10 protein-coding genes are annotated in these 16,542 nt (G+C 33.4%); 4 read left to right on the plus strand and 6 right to left on the minus strand.

Translation table 11 applies throughout. From position 1 onward, the window contains the following. The first annotated feature begins 79 nt into the window (after positions 1-79). The 4 genes from H0I32_RS06815 to H0I32_RS06830 are packed head-to-tail and all read left to right on the plus strand — an operon-like array spanning position 80 to position 2,934. Positions 80-508, plus strand: a complete 429-nt coding sequence (locus H0I32_RS06815) for an ATP-dependent zinc protease (RefSeq protein ID WP_179312475.1) — start codon at positions 80-82, stop codon at positions 506-508. Continuing rightward, positions 505-1,380 (plus strand): 30S ribosomal protein S6--L-glutamate ligase, encoded by an 876-nt coding sequence (rimK, locus tag H0I32_RS06820; protein WP_173588248.1) that lies wholly within the window; start codon positions 505-507, stop codon positions 1,378-1,380. The genes H0I32_RS06815 and rimK overlap by 4 nt, the downstream gene beginning before the upstream one ends. 25 nt (positions 1,381-1,405) lie before the next feature. Further along, positions 1,406-2,374: a succinylglutamate desuccinylase/aspartoacylase family protein gene (locus H0I32_RS06825; protein ID WP_179312473.1), complete on the plus strand. Its 969-nt coding sequence runs from the start codon at positions 1,406-1,408 to the stop codon at positions 2,372-2,374. Then, the gene (locus H0I32_RS06830; RefSeq protein ID WP_179312471.1) at positions 2,371-2,934 is read left to right on the plus strand and encodes a 5-formyltetrahydrofolate cyclo-ligase; all 564 of its coding nucleotides are present in this window, start codon (positions 2,371-2,373) and stop codon (positions 2,932-2,934) included. The genes H0I32_RS06825 and H0I32_RS06830 overlap by 4 nt, the downstream gene beginning before the upstream one ends. Here the strand turns inward: H0I32_RS06830 and H0I32_RS06835 are convergent. The 6 genes from H0I32_RS06835 to radA form a co-directional block, all read right to left on the minus strand. Next, a complete protein-coding gene (locus H0I32_RS06835) occupies positions 2,888-3,553 on the minus strand; it encodes a lipoprotein signal peptidase (RefSeq protein WP_179312469.1) in 666 nt (221 codons plus the stop codon). The genes H0I32_RS06830 and H0I32_RS06835 overlap by 47 nt on opposite strands. Before the next feature lie 27 nt (positions 3,554-3,580). Beyond that, positions 3,581-4,291 carry a hypothetical protein gene (locus tag H0I32_RS06840; RefSeq protein WP_179312467.1) on the minus strand — a complete coding sequence of 237 codons (711 nt, stop codon included), beginning with the start codon at positions 4,289-4,291 and terminating at the stop codon, positions 3,581-3,583. A gap of 42 nt (positions 4,292-4,333) precedes the next feature. Then, positions 4,334-4,714: a TraR/DksA family transcriptional regulator gene (locus tag H0I32_RS06845; protein WP_179312465.1), complete on the minus strand. Its 381-nt coding sequence runs from the start codon at positions 4,712-4,714 to the stop codon at positions 4,334-4,336. A 4-nt stretch (positions 4,715-4,718) separates the two neighbouring features. Next, positions 4,719-8,123 carry an isoleucine--tRNA ligase gene (ileS, locus tag H0I32_RS06850; protein WP_179312463.1) on the minus strand — a complete coding sequence of 1,135 codons (3,405 nt, stop codon included), beginning with the start codon at positions 8,121-8,123 and terminating at the stop codon, positions 4,719-4,721. 152 nt (positions 8,124-8,275) lie between these two features. Beyond that, the gene (locus H0I32_RS06855) at positions 8,276-14,797 is read right to left on the minus strand and encodes a PA14 domain-containing protein (RefSeq protein ID WP_179312461.1); all 6,522 of its coding nucleotides are present in this window, start codon (positions 14,795-14,797) and stop codon (positions 8,276-8,278) included. A 266-nt stretch (positions 14,798-15,063) separates the two neighbouring features. Then, entirely contained in the window at positions 15,064-16,422 is a 1,359-nt protein-coding gene (gene radA / locus H0I32_RS06860) for a DNA repair protein RadA (RefSeq protein WP_173588240.1), read from the minus strand. Positions 16,423-16,542: the final 120 nt, after the last annotated feature.

The following is a 16,542-nucleotide window of genomic DNA, read 5'->3' on the forward strand; positions in this document are numbered from 1 at the left end:
TTAACCAAAGGTAATAATAACTATGTATATTTAATACACTTTATGATTACCTTGCGCCTCATTTTTATAAAATTTAAACATGACAAAAAAAACCTTAGGCCGTGTTGACAAAGTCGATTTTCCAGAACTAAAACTCAGCACTATCGATGTTAAAATAGACACAGGTGCTTATACATCTGCCATTCATTGCTCTAAAGTTAGAGAAGAAGATGGTAAACTTTACTGTATTTTTGAAAGTAAAGGACATCCTAATTTTAAAAGTGACGAAGTTGTTTTTGACACTTACACCTATACAGATGTCAAAAGTAGTAACGGTTTTAAAGAAAATCGTTACAAAATAAAAACAACTGTAATATTCTTTGGAAAAAAGTATAAGATTAACCTAACTTTAAGCACTAGATCAGACATGAAATTTCCTGTGCTCATTGGTCGTCAATTCTTAAAACACAAATATTTGGTCGATGTCGATCTAGAAAACGAATCTTTTAAACAAACCCTAATTAAATGAACATAGTAATTCTTTCGCGCAATGCAGAACTCTATTCTACTCAACGATTAATCGAAGAAGGCGAAAAGAGAGGTCATAAAATTGAAATTATTGATCCTTTAAAATGCGACATTATTATAGAAAAGGAAAAACCAACCATTTACTATAAAGATCGTTACTTAGATTATGTCGATGCTATTATTCCTAGAATTGGAGCGTCAATAACTTTTTATGGTTGTGCTGTAGTAAGACAGTTTGAAGAAATGGGTGTTTTTACTATTGCTGCATCTGATGCTATTACAAGATCTCGTGATAAATTAAGAAGCTTACAGCGCTTAAGTAAAGCTGGTATTGGAATGCCAAAAACAGTTTTTACAAACTATTCTAGAGACGTTGAAGAAGTTATTAATTACGTTGGTGGAACTCCTGTTATCATTAAATTATTAGAAGGTACACAAGGGCTTGGTGTAGTTTTAGCTGAAACTAAAAACGCAGCAGAATCTGTTTTAGAAGCCTTTAATGGTTTACAAGCAAGAGTTATTGTACAAGAGTTTATTAAGGAAGCTAAAGGTGCCGATTTAAGAGCTTTAGTTGTAGATGGCCAAGTTGTTGGTGCTATGAAACGCCAAGGTAAAGAAGGCGAATTTAGATCTAACCTGCATCGTGGTGGTTCTGCTAATATTATAAAATTAGATGAAGATGAACTAAAATTAGCTATGAATGCAGCTAAGGTTTTAAAACTACCCGTTTGTGGTGTAGATATGTTGCAATCTGAACGTGGTCCTTTACTATTAGAGGTAAACTCTACTCCAGGACTAGAAGGCATTGAAGGTGCAACCCACAAAAATATAGCAAAAGCAATTATCACATTTATTGAACGCAATAGAAAATAATGTCCTTAGGGCATAAAATATTTACATGGACGAACCCGATATATTACGAATTTTAGGCAAAGATGTAGGCTTAGGACAAAGCGCCAAAGTCAACTTTAATGTTGCTAAATTACATACGCAAAACACTATTGATGTTCCTGTAATTATTGAGCGTTCTAAAAAACCAGGACCTGTTGTTTTAATTACAGCAGGTATCCATGGGGACGAAGTTAATGGTGTAGAGATTGTACGTCAAATTATTTCTAAAGGAATTAATAAACCCAAACGCGGTACTATTATTTGCATTCCGGTAATCAATGTATTTGGCTTTATTCACTTAGATCGTCTATTTCCAGATGGTCGTGATCTTAATCGTGTTTTCCCTGGTGTAAGTGGCGGTTCTTTAGCCAGTAGAGTAGCTAATAAATTAGTTACTGAAATTTTACCACATGCAGATTTGGTATTAGATTTTCATACCGGTGGAGCCGATCGTTTTAATTCTGCTCATATACGCATTACTAAAGATGACGATAAATTAGAAGAATTAGCTCAGGTTTTTGGAGCACCTTTTATTTTTTATTCTAATAATATCAGTAAATCTTTTCGAAAAACGTGTCAGAAAGCCGGAATTCCGATTCTACTTTTTGAAGGTGGAAAATCCTCTAATATTGACAACACAATTACCAACATAGGTGTTAATGGTATTAAACGTGTTTTATATCATCTAAATATGCTTAATCGAAACTTTAAAGCTTCACAAGCTAAAAATCCTTGTATTTGCCTTTTAGATAGTAAATGGATTAGAGCTAAATATTCCGGTATGTTTAAAGCTACGGTGGTAATTAATTCTGAAGTTAAAAAAGGAGATGTATTAGGTAATATTACAGATCCTTATGGTAGTTTTAATCATTTTGTTAAAGCACCAAATGATGGTTATATTTTTAATATAAACGAATCTCCAATCATATACCAAGGCGATGCTATTTTTCATATTTCAACAAAAGTTAAAGCATGAAAAAATCGGAACTCCGAAAAAAATATAAGCAATTAAGAAAAGAACTAACCGAAAATCAAGTAGAAGATTTTAGTCTAGAGATCGCTAATAAATTATTAAAATTAGATATTTGGAGTAAAACCTTTTTTCATATTTTCTTAACTATTGAAGAACAAAAGGAAATTAATACCGATTACATTTTAAATATTCTTTCTGGGAAGGACAAGAACATCATTATCTCTAAAAGTAATTTTGAAGATTATTCCATGACGCACTACTTGCTTATGGATAATACCAGAATTAAAAAGAATAAATACAACATCCCAGAACCGGTTGATGGTATAGAAATTCCATCATCGCAATTAGAAGTAGTTTTTATACCACTTTTAGCTTTTGATAAAACAGGACAAAGAATTGGTTATGGAAAAGGATTTTACGATCGTTTTTTAGCCAATTGCAAACCTGAAACTCTAAAAATCGGTCTGTCTTTTTTTGATGTTGAATACGAAACCTTTGAGGCTGAAGAAAATGATATTAAGTTGGATTATTGTGTAACTCCAAATCGGGTGTTTCAATTTTAGCAGGTTCTTCAAATGCTTTCTTATTAAACACAATTAAAATGCCTATTCCTGTACTAATGGCCATATCGGCAACATTAAAAACAGGATCGAAAAAAGAAAAATACTTACCGCCAATTAAGGGCAAATTATCTGGCATTACACCACTCCAAATAGGAAAATATAACATATCTACCACATTACCATGAAAAACACCAGCATAACCACCGTTTTCAGGTAAAAATGTGGCCACTTGCATTATACTGTCATTGAATAAAACACCGTAAAAAACAGAATCTATAATATTACCTAAAGCTCCTGCAAAAATGATTGAAATAGCAAACACCAAGGTTTTAGATTTCTTTTGCTTAGTAACATTTACCAACCAAAACCCAATACCTGTAACAGCGACAATTCTAAATAATGTTAAAAACAATTTTGCTGATCTATCGGAAATTAAAGTGGTAAAATCACTCAATTTGGTTCCCCAAGCCATGCCGTCGTTTTCGATAAAAGCAATTTTAAACCAAGAAAAAACAGTAACATCTTCACCTAACTGAAAATGAGTTTTTATATAAATTTTACTGATTTGGTCTATCAATAAAATTAAAATAACGACAAATGAGGCTTTCTTTAAAGACATGCAATGATTTTAAGTAAAAATAAAGGATTAATTGGGCTTTGCAACTGTAATATTTCCTTTAATAGATTTTAACTTCCATATAGAATCTGAATTAAAAAGCGCATCTATAGAAATTTCACCATGATTAGAATCCGCCTCAAAAACCCCTTCTGCAATAACGTCAATATCCCCTTCTATTGTATTAATTGTAGCGATATTAGATGTACCTTCCATATTACATTTTCCGCTTAACAATTCAATATAAAGCGATTTAAAATTCCCTTCTAAATCTACAGAACCAATATCACTTATAATATTTACAGCTAATTTTTCCGGAATTACCAACTGTAAAGTTGCTGCTATAACTTTATGTGCACTTCGTTTATCATCTGGAATATCAAATAACGACACATGCTCTAAACTTAAATAAAGTGTATGATTCTCTTCTTCTAAAACGATCTGAAAATCATTTTGATATTCGCCATCTAAAGTAGAAATTACACTAATATGATTTGTTTTTGATGTTGAAACCGAAATATTAAAAATCTGATCTCCGTTAATGGTAATCGTTTCTATTTGCGCGGCAGACAATTGTTTTTCAAGCCTATTTTGAGCTGACGAAATAAAGACCGAAAAAAAGAGCACCATTATAAAACACAAAGACCTTACCGATTGTAAAAATCGATAAGGTCTTTTATTATCACAGACTAAAGCCATAAAAGTATAACCTAAAGGTTTTATGATTTTAGTGGTATTCAAAATATAATCTCAATTAAATAAGATTTCTGTTTTTACAGAAACTTATTGCATGTTCTTTGCCTCAATGCTTAACGTGGCATGTGGCACTAACTTTAAACGCTCTTTGTTAATCAGTTTTCCTGTAACACGACAAATACCAAACGTTTTATTTTCGATACGAATAATCGCGTTTTTTAAATCGCGAATAAATTTTTCTTGACGAATTGCTAATGCCGAGTTAGATTCTTTACTCATTGTTGCACTTCCTTCTTCAAAGGCTTTAAATGTAGGAGATGTATCATCAGTCCCATTATCAAAGTCATTCATATAAGCACTCTTAATAAGCTGTAAGTCGTGCTCTGCTTTTTTAATTTTATCTTGAAGTATTACTCTAAATTCTTCTAAATCTTTATCAGCATATCTAATTTTAGTTTCTGTAGCCATAGTATTAATGTTTTTTAATAAACAATTTGGTATTGACATCGTCAAATACAATTTCTATACCATTGTTTAAAGTGTCCATAATTTGTAAATCTTCTGTTAATGTTTCAGATTTAATATACGCTTCATTTGAAGATATGGCCTTTACAATTTGGTCTTCTTTTAGAATTTGTACGTCAATTCTGTCTGTAAGCTCAAATCCTGAGTCTTTACGTAGGTTTTGAATACGGTTTACTAACTCCCTAGCAATGCCTTCTTCACGTAAATCTTCGTTGATCGTAACGTCTAAAGCCACTGTTAAAGCGCCTTCATTAGCTACTAGCCATCCTTCAATATCTTGCGATGTAATCTCCACATCATCAAGACCCAAAGTAATATTTTTTCCGTTAATCTCAACGTCTATAGTTCCATTTTGCTCAATATTCTTAATATCATCAGCACCAAAACCTCTTACTACATTAGCAATCAGCTTCATATCCTTACCAAATTTAGGACCTAAAGTCTTAAAATTAGGTTTTATCTGTTTTACTAAGATATCAGAAGCGTCTTCTAAAAGTTCAATTTCCTTAATGTTAACTTCATGTTTAATTAACTCAGAAACAGCCTCTATCTCTTCTTTTTGTTGTTGATTCTGAACCGGAATCATTATTTTTTGAAGTGGCTGACGCACCTTAATTTTCTCTTTAGCTCTTAATGATAATACTAAGGAACAAATGGTTTGTGCATTATACATTTTACGTTCTAAAACAGTATCCATAACATTGGTATCTGCAACTGGGAAATCTGCTAAATGTACACTTTCAAAGGTTTCTTTTTTGGTTACAGCATTTAAATCTAAATACAAACGATCCATAAAGAAAGGGGCTATTGGAGCACCAAGTTTTGCAATGGTTTCCATACACGTATAAAGTGTTTGGTATGCCGAAATTTTATCGGTTTGGTAATCGCCTTTCCAGAAACGTCTTCTACTTAAACGCACGTACCAGTTACTTAAATGATCTTGTGTAAAGTCTGAAATAGCTCGTGCCGCTTTTGTTGGTTCATATTCTGCATAATATTCATCCACACGCTGAATTAATGTGTTTAATTCTGAAAGTACCCAACGGTCAATTTCTGGACGTTCCTCTAAAGGAATATCTGCTTCACTATAATTAAAACCATCAATATTGGTATATAATGTGAAGAATGAATACGTATTATAAAGTGTTCCAAAAAACTTACGACTCACCTCAGCAATACCTTCGCTATCAAATTTTAAGTTATCCCAAGGGTTAGCGTTACTAATCATATACCAACGTGTGGCATCTGCTCCGTATTTAGATAGTGTTTCAAAAGGATCTACGGCGTTACCTAAACGCTTAGACATCTTTTGTCCATTCTTATCTAAAACCAATCCGTTAGACACGACGTTTTTATAGGCTACAGAATCGAAAACCATAGTTCCAATGGCATGAAGTGTATAGAACCATCCACGGGTTTGATCTACACCTTCAGCAATAAAGTCTGCAGGAAATGCTTCTTTATTATCAATTAAGTTTTTATTTTCAAATGGGTAATGCCATTGCGCATAAGGCATAGAACCCGAATCGAACCAAACATCAATTAAATCACTTTCGCGTTTCATTGGCTGACCTGATGCTGAAACTAAAATAATTTTATCGACTACATTTTTGTGTAAATCGATAGTTTCGTAATTTGCTTCAGACATATTACCAACTTCAAATTCAGCGAATATATCTTCAGACATTACACCTGCTTCTACAGATTTTGCTATCTCTGATTTTAATTCTGCAACAGAACCGATACAAATTTGTTCTTTTCCGTCTTCTGTTCTCCAAATTGGTAATGGAATTCCCCAAAAACGAGATCGCGATAAATTCCAGTCGTTTGCGTTTGCTAACCAGTTTCCAAAACGGCCTTCACCCGTTGATTTTGGTTTCCAGTTAATAGACGTATTTAACTCGTGCATTCTCCCTTTAACATCGGTGACTTTAATAAACCAAGAATCTAACGGATAGTATAAAATTGGTTTATCGGTTCTCCAACAATTTGGGTAACTATGCTTATATTTTTCGACTTTAAAAGCCTTATTTTCTGTTTTTAATTGAATAGCTAGCTCTACATCTACAGAACGTTCTGGTGCTTCACCATCATCATAATATTCGTTCTTTACATACTTACCTGCATATTCAGCCATTTCTGGTCTAAACTTTCCTTGTAAATCTACTAATGGCACTAAATTACCATTATCATCTTTTACTAAAAGTGGTGGAATTTCTGGTGAGGCTTGTTTGGCAACCAAGGCATCATCTGCTCCAAATGTTGGTGCTGTATGTACGATACCTGTACCATCTTCAACCGTTACGAAATCTCCAGAGATGATTCTAAAAGCATTTTCAGGATTATCGTTTGGTAAAGCATATGGTAATAATTGCTCGTAAGTGATCCCTACTAAATCTTTTCCAACGAATTCTTTAACGACATAAAAAGGGATTTTTTTATCGCCTTCTTTATACTCAATTAATTCTGGTTTTGTTTCAACTTTCTTAAACTTTCCATCAAATTGTTTATTGACTAAATTCTTAGCCAAAACCACATTCATAGGTTTAAATGTGTATTGATTATAAGTTTCAACTAAAACATAGTCTATTTTAGGTCCAACCGTTAATGCCGTGTTACTTGGAAGCGTCCACGGTGTTGTTGTCCATGCTAAAAAGAAAATATCACCTTCATTCTGAAGAAATTCTGGCAAGGATTCTGCATTAGCTTTAAACTGCGCAACAATCGTTGTGTCTGTTACATCTTGGTAGGTTCCAGGTTGATTCAATTCGTGTGAACTTAAACCTGTCCCTGCCTTAGGTGAATACGGCTGAATGGTATACCCTTTATATATTAAGTTTTTTTCGTAAATCTGTTTGAGCAACCACCATACACTTTCCATGTATTTAGATTTGTAGGTAATGTACGGATCGTCCATATCTACCCAATAACCCATTTTTTTGGTAAGGTTGTTCCAAGTATCCGTATAACGCATAACGGTTTTTTTACACGCTTCGTTATAGTCTTCTACAGTAATCTTTTTACCAATATCTTCTTTGGTAATACCAAGTTCCTTTTCTACGCCAAGTTCTACGGGTAAACCATGTGTATCCCAACCTGCTTTACGTTTAACTTGAAAACCTTTCATGGTTTTATAACGTGGAAAAATATCTTTAATCGCACGTGCTAAAACGTGGTGTACACCAGGCAAACCGTTTGCTGAAGGAGGTCCTTCAAAAAAAACAAAAGGTGGTTTTCCTTCTCTTGTGGTTACACTTTTATCGAAGATATCGTTAGCTTCCCAATAGTTACCGATTTCATCTGCAACGTTTGGCAAGTTAAGTCCTTTGTATTCAGGGAACTTTGTGCTCATTATTCTGTTTTATTTTCGAGGTGCGAAATTACAGAATTTTAGGGAAATATTATAAGATAATAATTGGTAAACATAACAAGATCTCACAGGCTTTAAAAACCGGTGAGATCTGTATCTGAATTTCACTAATTATGTCTTTAAGAAATTAAAACTTATGGAATCAATATTTTTTTAGTTGTTTTCGTATTTTCTGCTTCTACTTCAAAAAGATAGACTCCGGTTTGTAAAGAAACAGGCAACTCTATATTAACCCTATTAGAATCGACTTTTTGAGTCTTTATTTTCTTACCTAAAACACTATAAACCCTAACATTTTTAATCAATCTATTTTCTTTATTAGAGATAACGAAAGACTGATGATTAGTATCATAATACATTAACAATTCATTATCTAAAGTATTTTCGTTTATTGAAAGTATTTCAGGAGTTTCAAAAACAATATTAAATCGGTCATTGATAACACCAGCATCTACTGTAGCTAAATAATTCCCTGCTCTTAAATCATGATAAACATTATCATCTTGTAAATAAATTTCTATATCATTAGAAACATTTTCTAAAGCATCAATACTAATTTCAATAATTCCACCTTCACTTGTTTTTACAGATAATGGTAAAATTGTAGTGTTTAAAACAGCATCTATACCTTGAATAAGATAGCTCTCGTTTTCTATCTTCCAAAACATATCTTCTACATTACTTTCATTTAACTCACCATCAAAACCCCAATCCATCTCTGAAGTTGCATTTTCATCAACAGTTAACAGTAATTGACGCTTGTAGTTATTAGGAGACTTATACCCTATTCTAAATTTAGGACGCATATCTTCTAACCCTTGTGAATCTGAATCAGCTGTAACATTGTTAGAACTTGATCTCATAAACACTGAAACATCTTCAGATTCCTTTGCAAACTTACGCTGCCCGTTATTAAATTCTATATCTCCGCCATCTTGAGATATAACAAAAAAGCCTTGAGCTACAGGAATGTAACGTTTTGGTGTTTTGGTTGATTCCCCTTCTTGACTTACATCTTCATTTGGCTCTGCAGATGAACTCTCAACATCTTCTAAAGGAGGTATTGAACCCGAAAGATTATACAACCCATAACCACCTTGATACCCACTTAAATAATGAGAATCTCCTCCGTAATGTTCCCAAAAATAAAGCGTACCAGTTATAACATTTTCGTTGTCTAATATAAATTGATAACCATCAATTGCAGAAGGATACGGATTTCCAACCAAATAACTATTTCCTGAAAATAAATTACGCTTAATCTCTCCATTATTAGGCTTCCCTATAAAGACATAATTCTGATCCTCTATTTCTTCTAGTAAACTTGCACCTTTCATCGTATAACCTATACCAACTTTTAAGTCTTCACCAGGCGTTATTTGTTGCCAAGCAGAATACGTATTTGACAGTAAGTTTTCATATGTATATAACCAGCGCTTTGCAATAGAAAAAGGAGATATTGCCCCATCATTACCTGAAACATAAGTAATATCACCTGGTGAAGTCGAATTTGTTCCGTCATACAACACATCTTGAACACTATAAGTTACAGCTGAAGTTACAATAGAACTAGTTATAGCATCACTTGAATGCACTGGAGATGACCAATAATTATAAGCATATAAATTAGCCGTTCCTTGTTGATCGCGTTCTAATTTTGCAGTATCTGAAACAAATAAATCACTATTTTCTGTTTGAATTAATTGAGATTCTCCTTCTAAATCAATACTACCATCTAATTTTAAATACCAATTATTATACAAGCCACTATCTTCTTTTATAGAAAAATTTTTATCTTCATCTACGATTAAACCAATCATACCTTGACTTGTAGATACATTAAGATTATGTTTAACCTCTAAAATTGTTGCATCATCTTCGTTACCTGCCTTTGTAGTAATATCCCACACATCACCATGCAACCAAGTATTTGCATCTGTCCAATCACCATCTGCTTTTGTGACGTATGGTAAAGGTGCCGTTTGCAACTGTACTTCATTAATATTATACATTTCTAAATCATGTGTGTAACCTGACTCATCTTGCACTTCTGATTTTAAAATATTAGACATTGGATAATAGGCTTGAAGATTACTCCAAGATACTTGTTCTAAACTCTGCAAATCCTGAATGTTTTTAGGAATAATTTTACCTCTTAGAATACCGCTATTATTTTCAATTTCTTGATATACCATTTGTTGTATTTGAGTTGCAGATAAAGCTTCATCAAATATTCTAACCTCATCAATTTCTCCATTAAAATGGTCAGATCCAGCCGGATTTGTATTTGTTGGATATCTACCAATTACAAATGGCCTAGTAGAATAAATGTGATCCGTACCGTTATAATTTTTGGTAAGTAATGTAGAGTTTAAGTCAGCATCTATTACTGTATTTAATAATTCACCATTAAGATATAATTTTAGAGAATTTGATGTAGAATCAAAAACACCAGCAACATGATACCAAACATCATTTTCCATTTCACTAACATCAGATGTTACATAAAGACTATTGGGGTAATTACTAGATGCTGTAACTTGCGCTTGAGTATAAACAAGAAATGAAAGCTGTCTTCCTTTTGTTATTACTAGTCGCATGTATTGCTGACCAGCAATACTATAGTTAACACTTAAATTTCCCGTCGCTGTGTTAGACTCAATTTTTACCCAAGCCATAATGGTTCCTTTATCCCAATCAGTAATAAAAGGATCGGTTTCTAGGTAATCATTTTCTCCATCAAAATTTACTGTTGCTGAAGAAAAATACATATCAATTTCATCTCTATAGTCTAAATCCCCTCCTAAGACTAAATCACCATCTGTGTCTGGTAAAATAGACGCACTAGGATTATCTATTTCATCATTAACATCCGAATCAGAAACATTGCTCCCCTCAAAATTATCATCTAATCCATCTCCATCGGTATCATTATCTGATAGCGTATTAGCCATTCCATTTTCTTCTATATCTGGAGTCCCATCATTATCACTATCTAAATCTATATAATCTGGAATATTATCACCATCAGTATCTTCTAAACTTGTAAAACCAGATTCGTAATTATCATCAATACCATCGTTGTTTAAATCTACCATTGATGTTCCACTACCACTTGGAGAAATATACCCCCCTGTTGTTTGTGCCTCAATATTATCTGGTATACCATCATTATCTGAATCTATATCTAAATAATCTAGAATTCCATCATTATCTGTATCGGTACAAATATTTTCTGTCAATACCGAAAAAGGAATTACTGTTTTTGAAATAGTTGCACTCGAATAAGATATACTTAAAGTTTCGTCTCCACTTCTCTCATAAAATAATATAGTAATTGGATAAGTACCTGGAGTTAGTATAATAGTTCCAGATTTTTCTTGTATAATATGATCTCCGTCATTATCAACAATCTCATTGCCATCAATATACAATTTAGAACCATCATCAGAACTTGTATAAAATGTATATATTTCATCTGTGCTAATAGAAATAAAACCCGTATATCTAATAGCAAAATTATCATCATCTCCAGGTGTAATCATAGACCAAAGTGCATCTACATCTATTTCAGACACACTACCTGTTGCTGTAGCTCCTGTAGTTGGGATATTGTCTACACTTGGTGTAACATTTATATCATAAAACTCATAAGCTAGACTATTACTAATTTCATCGCATACAACACCTTCATCTACATTTGTTATACCATCATTATCACTATCTAAATCTGTAGCATCCCCTATACCATCACCATCCGTATCTACATCTAAATTAAGAGTGGCACTGTTTTCAATTTGAACACATAAATTATCCGCATGTGTCACTACTAAAGTGTATACACTACCATCTAATCCTGTAACATCTGAAATGTTTAAACTAACTGATGTGACACCTGTATAAATACCTCCGTCAGTTAAATTAACACCATTTAACTGCCATTGGTATATTAAAGCTGTACTTACATCTGTGGGACTATTTGAATAATCTGGCAAACCCCCTGTTGTAAATGCAGTTGTGCTTGTTGCAGTTACGTTAGTTACAGTAAAACTTGCAGATACTCCCGCTAAGACCAACTGACCCACTAAAGCTGTGTCATCTACAGTAACCTCTATTGCTGTAGTCACATTTGTAGTTGTACCTGTGTATGCCGTTGAAGCACCTATAATTAACCCACTAACACTACTGCCCGCACCATCTACTTGTCCGTCTGCATTACTATCTACATGACCCGATTCTATAACATCATAACAACCATCACCATCACTATCTATATTCTGAAAATCGTAATTACCGTCACCAGAAGTATCTATTGGTGTTGTAGTTTCCGCTGCATCGTCTGCTCCATTATTGTTACTATCGTTAAACGAAGCATCGTTACTATCAATTAAACCATCGTTGTTGGTATCTAAATTTCCATTACCTGCTTCTTCAATATCGTAGATACCATCATTGTCTGAATCTAAATCTAAATAATCTGGAATTCCATCACTATCTGTATCCTTACAATTGTTTTCTGACAATACAGTAAAAGGAATAGACATTTTAGAAATAGTTGCACTAGAATAAGACACATTTAAAGTCTCATCTCCAGTTCTCTCATAGAATAATATAGTAATTGGATAATTCCCCGGAGCTAGTGTAATAGTTCCCGATCTTTCTTGAAAAGCATGATCCCCATCATTATCAACGATCTCATTGCCGTCAATAAATAATTTAGAACCATCATCTGAACTTGTATAAAACGTATATGTTTCTTCTGTACTAATAGTAATATAACCAGTATATCGAATGGCAAAATCATTACTCTCTCCTGGCGTAACCATATTCCACAGATTGTCTACATTAATTTCAGAAACACTCCCTGTTGCTGTGGCTCCCGTAGTTGGAATATTGCCTACACTTGGTGAGGCATTTATATCGTAAAATTCATAAGACAGGCTTTGAGTTATTTCATCGCATAAAGCACCTTCATCTATATCTAGTATACCATCATTATCACTATCTACATCTGCACTATCTGCAACTCCATCTCCATCCCTATCTGACGTATTTAACTCACTACCAATAAAAACCTTATAGTCTTCAAATTCTTCTGCTGCATTATCGTTGTTACCGCAAGGGTAATCCGTATTTCTATAATAATTTTTAATACCTACACGCATTACCGTTACTCCTTCAATGGCTGTAACAGGCACAGTAAAGTTCATAGAATTCCCACTATCATAAATATCTTCTATAAAAGACACATTCTCATCAGCATCAAAAACACCATTCTGATTATAATCGATAAAAACCGTAGAACTCAAATTTTCCGTATTAGCACCCGAAGAAACCTCAAGTGAGTATTCAGTCCCCATAGACAAATCTGCATACTGACCATTGCTAAAATAATTTGCATACCCGCCATCATCTCCAGAGTCGCTATCAATATCACTTGTATCCCCCTCTAATGTAACATTAGTAAGGTAATGAGTCCCTTCTGAATCACTATCTGGTGTACAATAGCTTTGTAAAATATTAACATTATAATCTTCTATTTCGCCTGACCTATAACCAAGACGACATGAATCATAGACAAGAGAGGAAGAAACTTCCCCTATTAGAGTTACTCTAAGCCTTGTTTCTCCTATAGTTGCATCTTCTGGAACTAAAAAACTAATTGGTATAACCATAGTTTCATTGCTCTCCCCTATAAATGGAAAATCAAAAGACTCACCATCATCTTCAAAATCACCATTTTGATTAAAATCAACCCATAAAGATATTAGGTTGTTTTTTTCATTCCAATCATTAAGAGTAACAGTTACAGAACCCGTTTGTATTTCTCCTAAGTTTAAAATTCCTGATTGCCCTATATCTGTATAATCATAATACTCTCCTGTATGACCTGTCGTTGTATAATCAATACCATTTAAATCAACATTAGATATAAAATAAATATTACTATTATCAACTTCTTCGGGCTCACAATAATCATTCTCTACAGAATCTCCATCCCCAGAGGCAGAACCAGAACCAGAACCAGAAGTTAAATACACATCATCTATATAAACCATTTCATTACTTCCAGATGAATCAGCATCCAATTCTATCTTAAATTTAAAAGAAGTAGCATTATCTGGTAGATCTAATGTAAAAGGGTTATTTTGAGAAGTTCCATTATTTGAAGAAGAATCAAAATTCACCTCACCATTTCCTCCTTGAACTAAAACAACTGTCGTAGCGACATTATCTAAATAATAAATTAAATTTAATTTATCACCACTACCTAATTGATTGTTAGTCGCATAAGCAATAGAGAACTGAACATCGGTTTCACTAGATATATTTACCTCGTTAAACTCTACGTAATCTGTATTATTCCACCAGTCTGTAATTCTTAAACTATTTGCTGAAGAACCCACTTTTTCACTAGAATAATCAATACGTCCATTGTTAACAGTTGCTGTAAAATCCCAAGAATCACCTGATGATAAAGTAGGATCTTGAGAAGTAGTCCCCCCCGTACTGATATTAACCCCATAATTAAAAAACTCATTCTTTACAATAACAGTTTCACCATCAGATAAAGTAGAATAATCAGCCTGAGCATGAGTCCCAAAGGACATAAAAAAAAGCATAAATAAAAGCCTCCAATTGTTTTTTGTCAACATAATATATACAAAGTGTTTATTATCAATTAATTACATATCGGCACATATTTACCGATACCAATATTAATTAAAAAACACGACAAAATGCATTTTTATCCGGCAAAATGCATTTTTTTATTCGACAAAAAACACATAACATAGATTAACTGCATAAAAATCAATCTAATCGGATATAAAAAACATTTATCAATAGACAAATAAAAAGAGAATACTTTGAATCAAGCACCTAAAACTAATCGCTCCTTTTAAATCGAAAATAAGAAAACTTAAACCAAAAAACCTACCAAATCTTCAATCTTAGAGATCAATTGAATTTTAATTACTGAATTTTTAAGAGCTATTTTATTATATTTAGAAACAAAAATAGTAGAAAACCCCAATTTTTCGGCTTCAAGAATGCGTTGTTCTACACGTTGTACAGGGCGGATTTCTCCAGACAAACCGACTTCGGCAGCAAAACAATATTCTCTTGGTAAAGCAACATCTTCATTAGAGGATAAAATGGAAGCAACAACCGCTAAATCAATAGCCGGATCATCAACAGTTATACCACCTGTTATATTTAAAAAAACATCTTTCGCTCCCAATCGGAATCCTGCTCGCTTTTCTAAAACAGCCAACAACATATTAAGACGCTTTGCATTAAAACCAGTAGCAGAACGCTGTGGTGTTCCGTAAACCGCTGTACTTACCAAGGCCTGAACCTCAATCATTAAAGGCCGCATACCTTCAAGAGTTGCCGCAATAGCATTACCAGAAAGCTCATCATCTTTTTCGGAAATTAAAATTTCGGATGGATTAGAAACTTCACGCAAACCAGAGCCTTGCATTTCGTAAATACCAAGCTCATTAGTAGATCCAAATCTGTTTTTATTAGCACGAAGAATTCTAAAGACATGATTACGATCTCCTTCAAACTGAAGCACCGTATCTACCATGTGTTCTAATATTTTTGGTCCTGCTATATTTCCGTCTTTCGTAATATGTCCAATTAATAAAACAGGAGTTGCCGTTTCTTTAGCAAATTTTATAAGTTCGGTAGTACACTCTTTAATTTGAGAAATACTCCCTGCAGAAGATTCAATATAATCACTATGCAACGTTTGAATAGAATCGATAATAACAATATCTGGCTCTAACGCTTCAATCTGTTTAAAGATATTTTGTGTTTTTGTTTCGGTAAGAATATAGCAATTACTGCTAATTGGATTGATACGTTCTGCACGCATTTTTATCTGCTTTTGGCTTTCTTCACCAGAAACATAGAGGGTTTTATATTGTAATTTTAAGGCTATTTGAAGTAATAATGTACTTTTCCCAATTCCTGGCTCACCACCTAAAAGTGTTAAAGAGCCATATACCATTCCGCCTCCAAGCACCCTATTAAATTCACCATCACGCATATCTAAACGCGCCTCTTTAGAGGTGTCAATTTCATTAATTAATAAGGGTTTTGTAGTACGCTTTGAAGAAGTCGTTGGTGATTTCCAATCGCTCTTCTCAGGTTTTTGGATTACTTCTTCTGCAATTGTGTTCCACTCTTTACAAGAGGTACATTGTCCTTGCCATTTAGCATATTGACTGCCACAATTCTGACAGAAAAAGGTTGTTTTTACTTTAGCCATGTTCACTTCCCTAGATAACAGGAATCTGTTTTAAAATTTAAAACGACTAAATTAAAACAATTTTAGTTGATGTCTTTCAACCAACTCACAATTGCTAAAATTTTAAGTGTTGCCAACCTG

The organism is Winogradskyella sp. HaHa_3_26 (assembly GCF_019278425.1).
Classification (GTDB): Bacteria; Bacteroidota; Bacteroidia; order Flavobacteriales; family Flavobacteriaceae; genus Winogradskyella; species Winogradskyella undariae.